Annotated in this window: 16 protein-coding genes; 8 read left to right on the top strand and 8 right to left on the bottom strand. The window is 70.5% G+C overall.

What is annotated here, in order from left to right; genetic code table 11:
• Positions 1-319 precede the first annotated feature (319 nt).
• A complete protein-coding gene (locus Sm713_RS07330) occupies positions 320-1543 on the bottom strand; it encodes a serine hydrolase (protein WP_212908838.1) in 1224 nt (407 codons plus the stop codon).
• Between the two features lie 389 nt (positions 1544-1932).
• On the opposite strand from Sm713_RS07330, the gene Sm713_RS07325 reads away from it, so the two are divergent.
• The gene (locus Sm713_RS07325; protein ID WP_212908837.1) at positions 1933-3096 is read left to right on the top strand and encodes a DUF4097 family beta strand repeat-containing protein; all 1164 of its coding nucleotides are present in this window, start codon (positions 1933-1935) and stop codon (positions 3094-3096) included.
• 1 nt (position 3097) lies between these two features.
• Entirely contained in the window at positions 3098-4228 is a 1131-nt protein-coding gene (locus Sm713_RS07320) for a helix-turn-helix transcriptional regulator (RefSeq protein ID WP_212908836.1), read from the top strand.
• 15 nt (positions 4229-4243) lie between these two features.
• On the opposite strand, the gene Sm713_RS07315 is transcribed toward Sm713_RS07320, so the two are convergent.
• Positions 4244-4813, bottom strand: a complete 570-nt coding sequence (locus Sm713_RS07315; RefSeq protein ID WP_212908835.1) for a Clp protease N-terminal domain-containing protein — start codon at positions 4811-4813, stop codon at positions 4244-4246.
• A complete protein-coding gene (locus Sm713_RS07310; protein WP_212908834.1) occupies positions 4813-5022 on the bottom strand; it encodes a helix-turn-helix domain-containing protein in 210 nt (69 codons plus the stop codon). Before Sm713_RS07310 ends, Sm713_RS07315 begins: the two co-directional genes overlap by 1 nt.
• Positions 5023-5360: 338 nt before the next feature.
• On the opposite strand from Sm713_RS07310, the gene Sm713_RS07305 reads away from it, so the two are divergent.
• Complete coding sequence (locus Sm713_RS07305; protein ID WP_212908833.1) at positions 5361-7316, top strand: LamG-like jellyroll fold domain-containing protein; 1956 nt, start codon at positions 5361-5363, stop codon at positions 7314-7316.
• Between the two features lie 167 nt (positions 7317-7483).
• On the opposite strand, the gene Sm713_RS07300 is transcribed toward Sm713_RS07305, so the two are convergent.
• Complete coding sequence (locus Sm713_RS07300) at positions 7484-8446, bottom strand: zinc-binding dehydrogenase (protein ID WP_212908832.1); 963 nt, start codon at positions 8444-8446, stop codon at positions 7484-7486.
• Between the two features lie 290 nt (positions 8447-8736).
• On the bottom strand, positions 8737-9966 hold the full coding sequence (locus Sm713_RS07295) for an NADP-dependent malic enzyme (RefSeq protein WP_212908831.1): 1230 nt from the start codon (positions 9964-9966) through the stop codon (positions 8737-8739).
• A gap of 510 nt (positions 9967-10476) precedes the next feature.
• Between Sm713_RS07295 and Sm713_RS07290 the strand changes: the two genes are divergently transcribed.
• From Sm713_RS07290 to Sm713_RS07280, 3 genes are all read left to right on the top strand, one after another.
• Positions 10477-11484 (top strand): ABC transporter substrate-binding protein, encoded by a 1008-nt coding sequence (locus tag Sm713_RS07290; RefSeq protein WP_212908830.1) that lies wholly within the window; start codon positions 10477-10479, stop codon positions 11482-11484.
• Positions 11485-11690: 206 nt separating this feature from the next.
• Positions 11691-12635, top strand: a complete 945-nt coding sequence (locus tag Sm713_RS07285) for an amino acid ABC transporter permease (protein WP_212911845.1) — start codon at positions 11691-11693, stop codon at positions 12633-12635.
• 44 nt (positions 12636-12679) lie between these two features.
• On the top strand, positions 12680-13432 hold the full coding sequence (locus Sm713_RS07280; protein ID WP_212911844.1) for an amino acid ABC transporter ATP-binding protein: 753 nt from the start codon (positions 12680-12682) through the stop codon (positions 13430-13432).
• Between the two features lie 177 nt (positions 13433-13609).
• On the opposite strand, the gene Sm713_RS07275 is transcribed toward Sm713_RS07280, so the two are convergent.
• Entirely contained in the window at positions 13610-14371 is a 762-nt protein-coding gene (locus tag Sm713_RS07275) for a class I SAM-dependent methyltransferase (RefSeq protein WP_212908829.1), read from the bottom strand.
• A 95-nt stretch (positions 14372-14466) separates the two neighbouring features.
• Between Sm713_RS07275 and Sm713_RS07270 the strand changes: the two genes are divergently transcribed.
• On the top strand, positions 14467-15105 hold the full coding sequence (locus tag Sm713_RS07270) for an ABATE domain-containing protein (protein ID WP_212908828.1): 639 nt from the start codon (positions 14467-14469) through the stop codon (positions 15103-15105).
• On the opposite strand, the gene sodX is transcribed toward Sm713_RS07270, so the two are convergent.
• Complete coding sequence (gene sodX, locus Sm713_RS07265) at positions 15000-15440, bottom strand: nickel-type superoxide dismutase maturation protease (RefSeq protein WP_212908827.1); 441 nt, start codon at positions 15438-15440, stop codon at positions 15000-15002. The two genes, Sm713_RS07270 and sodX, sit on opposite strands and share 106 nt — an antisense overlap.
• Positions 15441-15594: 154 nt before the next feature.
• On the opposite strand from sodX, the gene sodN reads away from it, so the two are divergent.
• Complete coding sequence (gene sodN, locus Sm713_RS07260; RefSeq protein WP_212908826.1) at positions 15595-15990, top strand: superoxide dismutase, Ni; 396 nt, start codon at positions 15595-15597, stop codon at positions 15988-15990.
• Positions 15991-16097: 107 nt separating this feature from the next.
• Here the strand turns inward: sodN and Sm713_RS07255 are convergent, their stop codons facing one another.
• Entirely contained in the window at positions 16098-16433 is a 336-nt protein-coding gene (locus Sm713_RS07255) for a DUF952 domain-containing protein (RefSeq protein ID WP_212908825.1), read from the bottom strand.
• Between the last annotated feature and the right edge of the window lie 205 nt (positions 16434-16638).

Below are 16638 nucleotides of genomic sequence, written 5' to 3'. Positions count from 1 at the left end.
TTGCGGCTTGCGGCTTGCGGCTTGCGCTGAACGGTCCCGGGCGCTCTGAAGGGGCGCGGGGAACTGCGCGACCAGCCACCATTCACCCGACAGCCGCACACGAAACAGCAAGGGCCGAACGGTTCGCGCCCCAAAGACGCGCGGGGCTGTACTCGATGTGCGGCTCCGCCGCGCGTGGGCGCGACAAGGGGCGCGGGGATGGGGGTACCTCCCACGCCTTCAGGGCAGTGGGGGAGCAACCAGGACGCACCGCCCGGTAGTCGCACCGAGCCCGCAAGACGCACCCTCCGGAGGCCCGCCGCAGGCGAGTGGTGGCCGATCACTCAGTCCCCCGAGCCCCCGGACCACGGAGCCCCGGCCCCGGCACCTCCAGGCCCCCGGGCCTGCCCGCGGCATACCGCCAGAAGTCCCGCATCACCGCGGGCGAGGTGGGCCCCCTCATCTCCACCTGGGTGAGCAGGACGGCGACCGTCCCGGTGGCCGGAATGATGTGTGCGGAGGTCCCGGTGCCACCCACCCAGCCGTAGCGCCCGGGCACGCTCCAGGGATGCACGCGCGCCACGTCGACCGCGCCGCCGTACCCCCACCCCTGGCCCTCCAGGAAGAGCGCGCTCACCTCACGCTGCTCCGACGGAAGCCGGTTGGTGATCATCTCGCGCACCGACTCGGCCGACAGCAGCCTGCGGTCACCGGCCGATCCCCCGGAGAGCAGCATCCGGCCGAAGGCCAGCAGGTCGTCCGCCGTGGACACCAGGCCACCCGCACCGGAGGGGAACGGGGGCAGGCTGCTCCACTGCCCGTCGGGCGCGTCGACGCGTTCGAGGCCGCCTCCCTCGGGCGCCCGGTACAGGCTGGTGAACCTGTCGAGCTTGCCGGTCGGCACCGCGAAGCCGGTGTCCACCATGCCGAGCGGCTCGAAGATCCGCTCCTGGAGGAACTCGGGCAGCCCCTGGCCCGAGGCCCTGGCGATCAGCACGCCCTGGATGTCCGAGCAGGTGTTGTAGAGCCAGGCCTCGCCGGGCTGGTGGATCATCGGCACCCGCGCCAGCTCCCGGATCCAGGTGTCCGTTTCGGGCGCGAGCTGCGGCCGCGGCGCCCCTTGCTGGAGCACGCCGAACAGCGGCGCGAGCACGGGCAGCGTGAAGTCGGTCGGGAAGCCCCAGCCGGCGCGGAACTCCAGCAGGTCCCGCACGGTGATCGACCGCTCGGCGGGAACGGTGTCGTCGATCGGGCTGCCGGGGGTCCGGACGACGGAGGGCGCGGCGAGTTCCGGCAGCCAGGTGCCGATGGGGTCGTCCAGCGCGATCCGCCCGTCCTCGACGAGCATCATGACCGCGGCGGCGGCGACGGGCTTGGTGACCGACGCGATGCGGAAGATCGAGTCTCTGGCGACGGGCGGGCCGCCCGCGGTGTCGGCACGGCCGGCCGCCCGGGCGTCGACCTGGTCGCCGCGCGCGACCAGGACGACCGCGCCCGGCACCGTTCCGCCGTCCCCGCTCCCGTCCCCGACGTGCGCGGCAAGGATGTCGTCCAGGTCAGCCATCGGTCCGCCTCCATGAGTGGTGGGTTGCCGCCGGCACCGTCCGCCTGCCGCCGGGCTCGGGGCCCTGACCCCGGAACGCAGTCTCCCGTGAGGCACTGACAGGGGATTCCGGGGCAGCCGGGATCGGGGCGTGAGAGGAGAAGCCCGGTCGCGGGAGACGAGAGCCCCCGATGGAGACGAGAACCCCCCGATCAGGGGGCGCATATCGCGTATGGGGCGCACAAGCGCGTCGTATACGCCGGGCGCGGATGCCACCTCCCACGCCCGCTCCCCCGCACCCGCTCCCCCGCACACCCGAAAGGGTGTCTTGACTTTCCGCCTCCGCGATATATCGTGTTTCACGAGAGACGCGATATGGCGCGTCATCCCGGCCGAGGGAGGCCAGCACCATGCCCGTGTGGTCCGTCACAGAGCCCGAGAAGCTCACCTTCGACACCCCGGTGGCGTCGCTGCACGTGCGCACCGCCAACGGCACGGTCAACGTCGTGGGGACAGACGATGGTTCCCCCCGCCTCCAGGTCTCCGAGATAGAGGGCGCCCCCCTGATCGTCACCCAGCAGGGCGGCGCCCTCACCGTCGCGTACGAGGACCTCCCCTGGAAGGGCCTGCTCAAGTGGCTCGACCACAAGACCTGGCGGCGTTCCGCCGTGGTCTCCCTCGCCGTGCCGACCGGCACCCGCGTCGAGGTGGGCGTCGTCGGCGCCGGCGCCGTGATCTCGGGCATCGAGGGGCGCACGGAGGTCAAGAGCGTCTCCGGCGACACCACGCTGGTGGGCCTGTCGGGACCGGTGCGCACCAGCACGGTCTCCGGCAACGTGGAGGCGCAGGACGTCACCGGCGACCTCCTGTTCAACTCCGTCTCGGGCGACCTGACGGTCGTGGACGGCGCGGGGGCGTCCGTGCGGGCCGAGTCGGTCAGCGGCTCCGTGATCGTGGACCTCGCCTCGGCCAGCGTCAGCCCGGACGGACGCGCCACCCATGTGAGCGTCTCAAACGTCTCGGGCGAGATCGCCATCCGCCTCCCCCACCCGGCCGACGCGCGCGTGGAGGCCAACACGGCGAGCGGCACCGTCTCCAACGCCTTCGAGGACCTGCGCGTGAGCGGCCAGTGGGGCTCGAAGAAGATCACCGGCCGGCTCGGCGCGGGCAACGGCACCCTGAAGGCCAGCACGGTCTCCGGCTCGATCGCCCTGCTCCGCCGCCCGCACACCGAGGATCCGCCGCTCACGCCGCCGCCGTTCGAGGGGCCCGCGCCGGCACCGCAGGCCCCGGCCGCCGGTCCGCGCCGGCCCGGCCCGGAGGATTCCGGACCCGGCGGTTCCGATTCGCGGGACAATGGATCACGGAGTTCCACCCCCCAGGACTCCTCCCCGGGGGGCACGAGCCTGCGCAAGGCCCCGCCGGACGACATCCCGCCGGAGGCCGTCCCGCCCACCCCGGACGGGCCCCCCGAGGGCACCCGGGCGGCGGAGGCCCCCGACGCCGGCCGCCCGGCCGCCGCGGAGGCCGCCGACGCCCCGGGTGACGCCCCGACCGACAAGAAGGTGCTCTGAGATGCCTCCCGTCTTCGCCCACGGCCGGCTGCGGCTCTACCTGCTCAAGCTCCTGGACGAGGCGCCGCGCCACGGCTACGAGGTGATCCGCCTCCTGGAGGAGCGCTTCCAGGGCCTCTACGCCCCCTCGGCCGGCACGGTCTACCCCCGGCTGGCCAAGCTGGAGGCCGAGGGCCTGGTCACCCACACCACCGAGGGCGGGCGCAAGGTCTACTCGATCACGGACGCCGGCCGCGCGGAGCTGGCCGACCGCAGCGGTGAACTGGCGGATCTGGAGCTGGAGATCCGCGAGTCCGTGGCCGAGCTGGCCGCCGAGATCCGCGACGACGTGCGGGGCGCGGCGGGCGACCTGCGCCGTGAGATGCGTGCGGCCGCAACCGAGGCGCGCAGCTCCGACCGCCACAAGACCGGGGCCGAGGGCTCCTTCTGGGAGTACGGCGACACGGGCACCCTGCTCGACAAGGACGCGTGGCGCGCCGCGAAGGAGGAGATGCGGCGGGCCAAGCAGGAGTGGAAGGAGCAGGCACGCCGCGCGAAGGACGAGAGCAGGCGCGCGCGTGACGAGGCCCAGCGAGCGCGCCGCCAGGCCAAGGAGGCGCAGGAGCGGGCCCGCAACCAGGCACAGGAGGAGCTTCAGCGCATCGCCCGCCAGGTCCAGGACCAGGTACAGGACCACTTCGCCCGCGGCGACTGGCCCACGGGCGTACGCGAAGGCCTCACCGAACTCGCCAAGGGCTTCGGGGAGTTCGACTTCGGTGACCTCGGCCTGGGGTTCGGCAAGGAGGGCGGCGGCAAGGACGGCCGCAAGGACGGCCGCAAGGACGCGGGCCGCACTCCGGCCTCCGGCCGGGCGGGGGGCAAGCCGGTGCCCGAGCCGGACATCCTCCCGGAGGACGAGTCCTTCCCCGGCGTCTTCTCGCCGGACTGGGCCCACGAGGACTCCACGGGCAACCCCGCCCGTGACCTGGACCGCCTGCTGGACCGCTTCCGCGACGACATCCGTGACGCCGCCCGCGACCACGGCGTCACGGAGGACCAGCTCCGCGAGGCGCGCCGCCACCTGTCGACGGCGGCGGCCCACATAGCGGTGACGCTCCAGGGCCCCCGCCCCGAGCGATCCTCCGGTTCCTGACCGGCCGCGCCTCGGCTAGCGAGTGCCGCTCGCGTCCTCGCCGTACAGCACGCGGTCCACCTGGGCGTAGGTGACGTCGTGCTCGGCGAGGACCTCCGCGGGGATGCCGGGGCGGGCGAGGAGCGCCAGGAGGAGGTGCTCGTCGCCGATATGGCGGTCGCGGTGGCCGGTGGCGATGCGCAGGGAGCGTTCCAGGGTCCGCTTGGCGCCGTCGGTCAGGGGACGGTGGCGCAGCCGGCCGCGGTTCCTGCCTCCACCGGCGGCGGGGGCCAGGGCGCCCACCCCGTGGGCCTCCTCGACACGGGAGACGATCGCGGAGAGGTCGATGCCCAGCCCGGCGAGTGCATCCGCGTCGGCGGCCGAGAGGCCGCCCCTCCTGCGAGCCGCCGCGAGGCTCTGCTCGATCGACTTGCGCCGGTCGCGCGCGCCGAGTGCACCGAGGGCGAACGACGCGCGGCTGCCCTCCCGGTCCAGCAGGGCGAGCAGGAGGTGGTCGGTGTCGACCACCGGGGCCCCGGCCCGTTCCGCGAGCCCGACGGCATCGCTCACCACCGCACGGGCGTCCTTGGTGAACCGCTCGAACATCACTGCCCCCTGTATTTCTTGTGGACGGCCTGCCTGCTGACCCCGAGTTCCTCCGCGATCTCCTGCCACGACCAGCCCTGCTCGCGCGCGCCGCGTACTTGAACCGACTCCAGTTGCTCCGCCAGCCGCCGTAGCGCGACGACGGCCCTCAGCCCGATGCGCGGGTCGCGGTCTCCGGCCCGCTCGACGAGATCCGTTGCGTTGGTCATGTTTGTCAATGTACGTTGACTAGAGAAAGGCGTCAACAGAAGTTGACATAATTTCTCAAGTCCCTTCCCCGGTACGGACAAAGGCATCTCCGCAAGGAGCGCGCGGTGGATTCCCGGGATCGTCGCGACACCCCGCACCCTCCGACGGCGCCCTGGGCCGGACCTGGCCGCCTTGCGGTGGCTGTGCGCTCACCGGAGATGAGCTTCTGGTCATCATTCGCCTTGAGCTTCAGCCTTGGACAGACACTAGATCTTCGTTTGTCACCTCACGTCTGCCCGGCTTCGGTCGCTTCTGAGTAGCTTCGTTGCGTTTGAAGTGCCAACCCGGGAAGGTCCTTATGTGCGTTCATGGTGACAACCCATCACAGGAGTCGGCCGCGCAGAGCCGGCGAGGCTTTCTGCGCAACGCCGCGCTGGCGGGTGCGGGAGCGGCAGCGGTGGGAACCGGCGCGGCGGCGCTCGGGGGAACGCCCGCGTTCGCCGCGTCGGCCACGGAAAGCGGCAAGATCGGGCCGTGGAGACCGGATCCGACCGCCCTCCAGTTCACCCTCGCGGTGATGCCGGACACCCAGTTCCTGTACTGGGGCAGCCAGGACAGCGTCAACCGGACGCCGCAGGAGGAGTCGTTCCGCTACATCGTCGACCACAGCGGCGACACGACCGGCGACAACATCGTGTTCATGACGCACCTCGGCGACATGACGCAGGACGCCGACCCGTTGTCGTTCCAGCAGGTCGACAAGGCGTTCGCCCTGCTGGATTCGCACGGTGCCGCGTACAGCGTGCTGGCCGGCAACCACGACGTGTCAGGCGACGACAGCCGCGGTGACACGCCGTACCTGCAGACCATGGGCCCGCAGCGGTTCAAGCGCTCGAAGACGTTCGCCGGGGCGGACGCGACCGGCTACAACACCGCGCACATCTTCCAGGCCGCCGGCCGCTCGTGGCTGGTGCTGGCCCTGGACTGGCGGACCACCGACCAGGGCTTCGCGTGGGCCGACAACGTCATCAAGGCCCACCCGAAGATGCCGGTGATCCTCACGACGCACGACCTCGTCTACTCGAACTACGACGACAACGTTTTCCCGTACGAGTCCGGCGACCCGGAGAACAACGCGGTGCTCTCCGACTACGGCCAGACGGTCTGGGACAAACTGATCAACGACAACGACCAGATATTCCTGACCCTCAACGGGCACTACTGGCCGCCGGCGCGCACGGCGAAGAAGAACGCCGCCGGCAACGACGTGTTCATGCACATCACGAACTACCAGAACCGCTACTTCGGCGGCGGCGCCATGATCCGGCTGTACCACTTCGACCTGACCCGCAACACGATCGACGTCGAGACGATCAACCCGTGGATCCTGGCCCAGGACCCCGAGTCCCGCACCGAGCTGGCGGCCGAGCACGCCCGGATCACCGGCCCGGTCGACGACTTCTCGATGCCGATCGACTTCGAGAAGCGGTTCTCCGGCTTCGCGCCGGTTCCGGTGCGCCCCGCACGGCCCGCCGCCAAGGAGCTGGTCAAGGGCACGCTGGCGTACTGGCGCTTCGACGGCCAGGGCGCGCCCGGCACGCCGCTCACCACCGGCCAGACGATCCGCGACCTGTCCGGCAAGGGCAACGACCTGTCGGTGGTGACCCTGCCGGGCACCGCCTCCGACGCGCTGACCTGGTCCGCCGACCACCACCCCGACCAGCCGGCGCACGCCAGCCTGAAGTTCGTCGGCGGCAGGAACCCGCTCCACGGCACGTACCTGACGACCGGGGAGAAGGCTCCGCTGAACGCCGAGACGTTCAGGTCCGGCTACACGATCGAGACGTTCGTGATGATGCCGCTGGACTGGGACGCGGGGAACAACGGCTGGGCGTCGATCCTCAGCCGCCGCGGTTCGGCCGGGGACGCCGGCAAGCACGGCAAGAACACCGACCCGGGCGAGCCCGTGGTCCAGCTCTCCATCTCGAACAACGGCCGCGAGCCGCAGTTCAACCACTACCCGCTGAACGACGCCTACCCGACGACCAACTGGGGTCACGGCCTGGTGGAGCTCAAGTGGTGGCACCTGGCGGTGGTCAACGACGGCCGGCTCACGAAGCTGTACGTCGACGGCGCCCCGGTCGTCGACAACCCGAACCGGGTGTCGACCGGCCTCACCTCGCTCGGCCTGCCGTGGCTGGTGGGCGGCCACGAGTACGCGGGCGCCATCGACATCGTCTTCCACGGCAACGTCGGTGACATCCGCGTCGTTAACCGCCCCCTGTCCATGGACGAATTCCTGACCGCCCAGTAATACCGCTCAGGAATACCGCCCAGTAATACCGCTCAGGAACGAAGTGTCTCCCGTCTCCGGCCGGACCGCCGCCGGAGACGGGAGACGCTGCCGGCGAGGCTCGTCCGGGCCTCTTCCGGGCCTCTTCCGGGCCTCTTCCGGACGTCGGAGCGCTCCGGTGGACCGCCTCAGACGGTCAGGACGATCTTTCCGAACTGCCCGCCCGACTCCATCCGCTCGAACCCCTCGCGGGCCCGGTCGAGGGGCAGGGTGGTGTCGAGGACGGGGCGTACGCCGGTGGTGGCGCAGAAGGAGAGCAGGTCCTCCAACTCGTCCTTGGTGCCCATCGTGGTGCCGGCGACCTTCAGTTCCAGGAAGAAGATGCGGGCCAGTTCGGCGTGCGAGGGACGGTCGCCGCTCGTCGCGCCGGAGATCACGAGGGTGCCGCCGGGGCGCAGCGACTTCACCGAGTGCGACCAGGTCGCGGCGCCGACGGTCTCGATGACCGCGTCCACGCGGTGCGGCAGGCGGGCCCCGGTCTCCAGGGCCTCCACCGCGCCGAGCTCCAGCGCGCGCTTCCGCTTGGCCTCGTCGCGGCTGGTCGCGAAGACCTTGAGCCCGGCCGCCTTGGCCAGGACGATCGCGGCGGTGGCGACGCCGCCCCCGGCGCCCTGCACCAGGACGGAGTCCCCGGGGCGCACTCCGGAGTTGGTGAAGAGCATCCGGTACGCGGTGAGCCAGGCCGTCGGCAGGCAGGCGGCCTCCTCGAAGGAGAGCTCCTTCGGCTTCGGCAGCAGGTTCCAGGTGGGCACGGTGACCTGCTCGGCGAAGGTCCCCTGGTACCGCTCGGTCAGGATGGAACGGGACTCGTCGGGGCCGACCCCGTGCCCGGACAGGCCGATGACGGAGTACAGGACGACCTCGTTGCCGTCCTCGTCGATTCCGGCGGCGTCGCAGCCGAGGATCATGGGCAACTTGTCCTCGGTCAGGCCGACGCCCCGCAGCGACCACAGGTCGTGGTGGTTGAGCGAGGCGGCCTTGACGGTGACGGTGGACCAGCCGGGCCGCACCTCCGGCGCGGGCCGCTCCCCCAACTCAAGGCCCGAGAGCGGCTGGTCACGGTCGATACGTGCAGCGTAGGCAGCGAACATGACCTTGACGATAGGGCCGCCCGCCCCCGCACGGAACCACCCGCACCTGTGAGGCGTGCCGCGCGAGCGGAACCAACCATTCGGTCATGCGCAACGGCAGAGGGGTGGCCGGGTGCCCTCACACGGGCACGGCGGGAGAGTGCCAGGGGCCTCCACGCGGCCACGCCAGGAGACGGCCCGCGGCCTCCACGCGGCCACGGCAGAGGGGCCGCGCCCGGAGACGGATCCCCCGGCGCGGCCCCGCCACGCTGCTCCCGGCCTGCTGCCGGGCCCCGCTCCGGCCTACCGGCCTACCGCCGGGCGACCCCTTCCGCGCGGGCCGCCGCGGCCACCGCGTCGGTGACCGCCGGGGCCACCCGCTCGTCGAACGGAGACGGAATCACATAGTCGGCCGTGAGGTCGTCCCCGACGACGCCGGCCAGCGCCTCGGCCGCCGCGATCTTCATCGTCTCGGTGATCCGGGACGCGCGGACCTTGAGGGCGCCCGCGAAGATGCCGGGGAAGGCCAGCACGTTGTTGATCTGGTTGGGGAAGTCGGAGCGGCCGGTGGCGACCACGGCCGCGTACCGGTGCGCGATGTCCGGGTGGATCTCCGGGTTGGGGTTGGCCATCGCGAAGACGAAGGAGTCCTTCGCCATCGAGGCCACCGCCGGCTCCGGCACCGTCCCGCCCGAGACGCCGATGAACACGTCCGCGCCGTCCAGCGCCGTCTCCAGGGAGCCGGAGAGCCCGGCCTTGTTGGTGATCTTGGCAAGCTCCTGCTTGACCGGGGTGAGGCCGTCCCGGTCCTGGCTCACGACGCCCTTGCGGTCGGTGACGGTGACATCCCCGATGCCCGCCTCCAGCAGCATCTTGGCGATGGCGACGCCGGCGGCGCCCGCACCCGAGATGACCGCACGCAGCTCGCCCAGCGTCCGCCCGGTCAGCCGGGTGGCGTTGCGCAGGGCCGCGAGGGTCACGACGGCGGTGCCGTGCTGGTCGTCGTGGAAGACCGGGATGTCCAGACGCTCCTGGAGCTTCCGCTCGATCTCGAAGCACCGCGGTGCCGAGATGTCCTCCAGGTTCACGCCGCCGAAGGACGGCGAGAGCCGCACCACGGTGTCCACGATCTCGTCGGCGTCCGTGGTCGCGAGCGCCAGCGGCACCGCGTCCACCCCACCGAACTGCTTGAAGAGGATCGCCTTGCCCTCCATCACGGGGAGCGAGGCCTCCGGGCCGATGTCGCCGAGTCCCAGCACCGCCGTCCCGTCCGTGACCACGGCCACGACCTGGGACTTCCAGGTGTAGTCGTGGACCAGCTCGGGCCGCTCCGCGATGGCGCTGCAGACGGTCGCGACACCGGGCGTGTAGGCGAGGGACAGGTCGTCCTTGTCACGGACGGGGACGGTGGACTGCACCGCCAGCTTCCCTCCGCGGTGCAGGGCGAACGCGGGATGGAAGGCCTCCGGAGAACCTTCTTCCGATCCGGCCTGCACGTCCGCCCCGGCGTCGTTGCGAGGATTGACGATCTCCGCTGCCACTTGTTGTACCCCTTAGTTCTTCATGGTTGAGGGTTTTCCACTCCTGGTTGAGGGGTGGGCGGGCACCGCGTATGCCCCTGATGGGTCCGGTACATACGGCACATACGCGACGGGCGCGCCGCACGCGCGCCCTGAGCCCCGGATGAGGGGTGTGAGTCACCTTCTTACCGGACGGGGCCCGGCCGAGACGACTCCGGCCGGAAGCGGGTGAGATGGCTCATAGCCGTTTATACAGACTGCCTCGCCCCGCGCCCCGGAGCATCTGCCCGCGGCCGTGGTGGGGCGGAGATTCTCCGGCTCGAAGGTCCCGGACCGGGAAATGGTCAGGCCTTGGTGGGCCGCCCGCCGGGGGTTCTGGGGATCACCCGTTATGCGATTTTGACATGGGAGGCCGGCAGAACACGGCCGTCCGAATGGCAAGATGCGGTAATCACACGTGGTCGCGACACCCGATGGTGTGTGCAGAACGACAACCATCGGCCAGACCGATTGACGCCGGAGGACATCACCATGACCGCCAGCCCCATGCCCCGTACGTCCGCCACAGACGGCAGGACGTCCGTCATGCCCCTGGTTCGCAGGAGGTCCCGGACAGCCGCGGTCGGTGCGCTCGTGGTCGCCGGCGCCCTGCTGGTCGCCGGCTGCGGTGACCAGACCAAGGACAAGGACACGGGCGCATCCTCCACCGGCGGGGGCAAGAGCGCGTCGAGCGCACCGCTGGCGTCCAAGCTGCCTCAGGACATTCGCGACAAAGGCATCATCAAGGTGGGTTCCGACATCGCCTACGCGCCCGTCGAGTTCAAGGACGACAAGGGCAACACGGCCGGTATCGACCCTGACATCGCGGCCGCGCTCGGTGACGTCCTCGGCGTGAAGTTCGAGTTCGAGAACGGCACGTTCGACACCCTGATCACCGGCCTGCGGTCCAAGCGGTACGACATCGCCATGTCGGCGATGACGGACACCAAGGACCGCCAGAACGGCATCGACGCCGACACGGGCAAGAAGGTCGGCGAGGGCGTCGACTTCGTCGACTACTTCAACGCCGGCGTCTCGATCTACACCCCCAAGGGCAAGACCGAGGGCATCAAGACCTGGGACGACCTGTGCGGCAAGAAGATCACCGTGGAGCGCGGCACGATCTCCGACGACCTCGCCAAGGCGCAGTCGAAGGAGTGCCCGGCCGGCAAGAAGATCACCATCGAGGCCTTCGACAACGACCAGCAGGCCCAGACCCGGCTGCGCTCCGGAGGCGCGGACGCCGGCTCCTCCGACTACCCGGTGGCGGCCTACACGGTCCAGACCTCCGGTGGCGGCAAGGACTTCGAAATGGTCGGCGACCAGGTGCAGGCGGCCCCCTACGGTATCGCCGTGGGCAAGTCGAACCCCCAGCTCAGGGACGCCATCAAGGCCGCGATGGACCAGATCATCAAGGACGGCACCTACGGCAAGATCATCGCCCGGTGGAAGGTGACGGACGGCGCCGTCAAGCAGGCCACCGTCAACGGCGGCAAGTGACCATCCGGCGCCCAGCGTCACGCAGACTCCGGCAGGAGTGAAAGGCAACCCCCGTGTCAGACGACATCGACAGCGCGGGCGGCGTCCCCGAGGAAGTGCCGCCCGCCAAGGAGCCCGCGGCCGAGCGTTCGGCGGCCGAGCAGTCCACAGCAGAGCGGTCCGCCCCCGGGGAACCGGCGGCCGAGGAGTCCCCGGCCGGTGAACCCGTGGCCGGGCGGCCCCCGGCCGGAGAGCCGGAGCCGGCGGCGCCCGCGTCGGCGGTGGGCCCGCAGGTCATCAGGGCCATCCCGGTTCGCCACTACGGACGCTACGTCGCGGCGGTCGTCGCCATCGCGGTCCTCGTGGCGATCGTCTACGCGTTCGCCCAGGGGAAGATCAACTGGGGTGCGGTGCCCGACTACTTCTTCGACCACCGCATCCTCAAGGGCGCCGGGCAGACGCTTCTGCTGACCCTGCTGTCCATGCTGATCGGTGTCGTCGGCGGCATCGTCCTCGCGATCATGCGGCTGTCGCGCAACCCGGTGACGTCGTCCATAGCGTGGTTCTACATCTGGTTCTTCCGCGGCACACCGGTCCTGGTCCAGCTCTTCGTCTGGTTCAACCTCGGCCTGGTCTTCGAGTACATCAACCTGATGCCGCTCTACAAGGACTACTGGTCGAACTTCATGACGCCGTTCCTGACGGCGCTGCTGGGCCTCGGCCTCAACGAGGCCGCGTACATGGCCGAGATCTGCCGCGCGGGCCTGCTCTCCGTGGACGAGGGCCAGACGGAGGCCTCGCACGCCCTGGGCATGAGCCACGGCAAGACCCTGCGCCGCATCGTGATCCCGCAGGCCATGCGGGTGATCGTGCCGCCCACGGGCAACGAGGTCATCAACATGCTCAAGACGACCTCGCTGGTCTCCGCCGTGCAGTACTACGAACTGCTGAGGTACGCGCAGGACATCGGCCAGACCTCCGGCGCCCCGGTGGAGATGCTCTTCCTCGCCGCCGCCTGGTACCTGGTGATGACCTCGATCCTCAGCATCGGCCAGTACTACATCGAGCGCTACTACGCCCGCGGCTCCAGCCGCAGCCTGCCGGACACCCCCTGGCAGCGGATCCGCGCCAACATGCTGTCACTCGGCCGGCCGAAGGGGGCCCTGGGATGAAGACCTCCATGGAGAAGGACGGGGCGAAGGCCGCGGCCACCGCGATGGTCAAGGCCGAGGGCGTGCACAAGTCGTTCGGCAGCCTCCAGGTGCTCAAGGGCATCGACCTGGAGGTCGCGGCCGGCGAGGTGTTCTGCCTGATCGGCCCCTCGGGCTCGGGCAAGTCGACGTTCCTGCGCTGCATCAACCACCTGGAGAAGATCAACGCCGGGCGGCTGTACGTCGACGGGGACCTGGTCGGCTACCGGCAGCAGGGCGACCGGCTCCACGAGCTGCGGGACCACGAGGTGGCCCGCAAGCGCCGGGACATCGGCATGGTCTTCCAGCGCTTCAACCTGTTCCCGCACATGACCGCCGTCGAGAACGTCATGGAGGCGCCGGTCCAGGTCAAGGGCATGAACAAGGCGGCGGCACGGGAGCGTGCCGGGCAGCTGCTGGAGCGGGTGGGGCTCGCCGACAAGGCGGCCAGCTACCCCTCCCAGCTCTCCGGCGGCCAGCAGCAGCGGGTGGCGATCGCCCGGGCGCTGGCCATGGACCCCAAGCTGATGCTGTTCGACGAGCCGACCTCGGCACTCGACCCGGAGCTGGTCGGCGACGTGCTCGACGTGATGCGGGACCTCGCCGAGAGCGGCATGACGATGATCGTCGTCACCCACGAGATGGGCTTCGCACGCGAGGTCGGCGACTCGCTGGTGTTCATGGACGGCGGCGTGGTCGTCGAGTCGGGCCACCCCCGCGACGTCCTGACCAATCCCCGACACGAGCGGACCCAGTCGTTCCTGTCAAAGGTCCTCTAGCCAACGGCCGAGCGCCCCGCAGGGGGCGCCCGGCCGGGGGGCGCCCCGAAAGGGGCGCGGGGAACTGCGCGACCAGCCACGACGAAACCGACACGTCGCCACCGCCCTCAGGGGGACCCCTACCGCTGTCGACCCGCGGCGCGTCAGCCGCATAAGACAGGAAGCGTGACCCGGGGCTCACCGCAACGCGAGAACCACCGCATCGGAGGGCGACCTCCAAACCCCCCGCGCCTCAGCAAACCCACTCTCCCGCAGAACACGCACATGCCACTCCAGAGGCATGGTCTCCCCCTCCGCATGCTCACCGAATATCTCGAACCGCCGCGCGGTCGGCCCGGCCAGCACGGGATCCTCGGAAGCCAGCCCCCACCAGTCGGCCCAGTCGAGCGCCCCGCGCTCCTTCGCACGGTCCATGACGGCGTGCCTGCGGGCCCGCTCGGCGGCGTTGATCCTGGGCGTCGCGGGATCGGGCATGTGGTCCGCGTTCATGAAGACGCCACCCTCCCGGACCAGGCCGGCCAGCCGGCCGTAGAGCTCGGCGAGCGGACCGCTGTGCATCCAGTGCAGGGCGGTGGCGGTGAGCACGGCGTCGTAAGAGGTGTCCGGGAGCCGGTCGGGCCAGCCGGGGTCGGTGAGGTCGGCGGTGACGAAACGGACCCGCTCGTCACCCGCGAACGTACCCTCGGCGATGGCGAGCAGCGCGGGGTCGAGGTCGACGCCGACGCTGGTCGCCGCGGGGAACCTGCTCAGCAGCCGGGCGGTGATGCTGCCCGTGCCGCACGCCAGGTCGAGCACCCGGGGCGCCGGTCCGACGAGCGCCTCCACCATGTCGAGCATCACCCGGAACCGCTCCTCGCGGTCCGGCATGTACCACTCCTGCTGCCTGTCCCAGCTCTCCTGCCAGGCATGCCAGTCGGGCTGGGTCGACGTGTCCGTCATGGGATGTCCTCCACCTACTGCGTAATACCCTCTAACCATCGGCAGCCGTTACGCGTACGGCGTCGACCATAGACGGCACTCGGTAAGGATTACAAGTGGAGCTGGCCTATTACTCGGACTACGCCGTGCGCCTGGTCAACAGCGAGGAGCCGGGTCGCGGCAAGGACACGCTGACCTCGGTCAACGCCGTGCGGGCGCTGTTCGGCGAGAACCAGTCGGCGGCGCGCCGGGCCACCGATGCCGACGTGACGCGTTTCCGCTCGGTGCGCGCCCGGCTGCGCGCGGTCTTCGAGGCGGCGGACGGCGGGGACGCCACGCTCGCCGTCGACCTGCTCAACTCGCTGCTGATGGAGTTCCCGGTCAGCCCGCAGATCTCCGGGCACGACTTCCTCGACGAGGAGGGTCACCCGCGCTGGCACATGCACCTGGCCGACCATCCGTCCAACGCGACCGCCGGCTATGCCGCCATCGCCGCGATGGGGCTCGCCTTCCACCTCACCGAGCACGGCGCGGACCGCCTCGGCATCTGCGAGGCCGCGCCCTGCCGCAACGCGTATCTCGACACCTCCACCAACCGGTCGAGGCGGTACTGCTCCGACCGTTGCGCGACCCGCGCGAACGTCGCGGCCTACCGCGCACGCAAGCGCCAGGAGGCGAGCCGCGCCGGCCGCGCGGAGAGCACCGGGCGTACCGCGGAGAGCAGCCAGCCGACGGTCCCCGCCAGGGGCCGCTGACCCCGGTCCCTGGCACGCGGCCGGTAACGCCCGAGCACCCGGCCCATGATCAGCTCGTCGGGGACCACGCCGTAGACGGTGCTGTCGGCGCCCGCCCCCGGATTGTCCGCGAGCACCCACCAGCCGCCCCGGCGGCGCTGCACCGCGCGCTTGACGATCAGCAGGTTCTGCTGAAGAGGGTGGCGCAGTATCACGACGTGGCCGGGTCTCACCCGAGCGCCGTACCGGATGAGCACCTGGTCCCCCTGGTACAGGGTCGGCACCATGGAAGGCCCCTCCACCTCGGCGAGCCCGAACAGCGCCCGGACCTCCCGTCCCTCCGCTGCCTCCGGCATCAGCAAAACCTCCTGGTCCGATCCACGGCCATCCTCCACGTGCCCCAGTTTCACCCTGGACTTTTGTCCTAAGCCCCTGGGGGCACTCGAGAAAACATGTCTCCTACGGAGTAATGTCCCACCTGAGAAGACGATCACGAGGAAGGACAGCTATATGCTCTCCCGCCTGTTTGCGCCCAAGGTCAGGGTCAGCGCCCACTGTGACCTGCCCTGCGGCGTCTACGACCCGGCCCAGGCCCGCATCGAGGCGGAGTCGGTGAAGGCCATCCAGGAGAAGATGGCCGCCAACGACGACCCGCACTTCCAGGCTCGTGCCACGGTCATCAAGGAGCAGCGCGCCGAACTGGCCAAGCACCACGTCTCGGTGCTCTGGAGCGACTACTTCAAGCCGCCGCACTTCGAGAAGTACCCGGAGCTCCACCAGCTCGTCAACGACACCCTGAAGTCCCTCTCCACCGCCAAGGGCTCCAAGGACCCGGCGACGGGTCAGAAGGCGCTGGACTACATCGCCCAGATCGACAAGATCTTCTGGGAGACCAAGAAGGCCTGACACCGGCGGGTATCCACCGGGTCACGCTCGTCTGACGCGAATGCCGGGGCGAGGCGCACACGCGCCTAGCCCCGGCATTCTGCTGTCCTGAGGCCCCTGCGAACCCTTCAGCTCGTTCCCGACGGCCAGTCCTCCACCCCCACCACGGCGTCCACCGGCAGCGGCCCGTAGATGTGCGGGAACTCCTCGCCGCCCGGCTCCACGGCCTCATGGCGCACGGGGGCGGTGAGGCGGTCGGCGTCGATGACGAGGACGACCAGGTCGTCGCGGTCCGGCGGGTCGCCGTACAGGGCCCTGGCCACGGGCGGCAGTTGGTGCCGCAGCGAACAGTGGATGAATCCCTGCTCGCTCAGGGTCCGGCCCCGCGTGGACATTTCGTAGGTGCCATGCTCGCGGGCGGCCTCCCACAGCGACCGCTCGGTGATGTGCAGCAACTCGGTCATGCGAGCACGCTAGACGAGCGGCTCCGGGATGGAACGCGTTAGGCGTCTTCCGCCCGTTTTCGGGAACGGGATCCAGGCGCGGGGAGCCAGCCGAGACAGGCCCTGCCCTGGTGACCCCTGGGGCACGGCACGGGTCACCAGGGCACGGTATGCGTCACCGAGGCTCGGCACGGGTCATCGAGCGTCCACCCGGGCGGACCACCGG

It is taken from the genome of Streptomyces sp. TS71-3 (assembly GCF_018327685.1).
Classification (GTDB): Bacteria; Actinomycetota; Actinomycetes; order Streptomycetales; family Streptomycetaceae; genus Streptomyces.
This window is presented reverse-complemented; position numbering and strand designations above follow the sequence as displayed.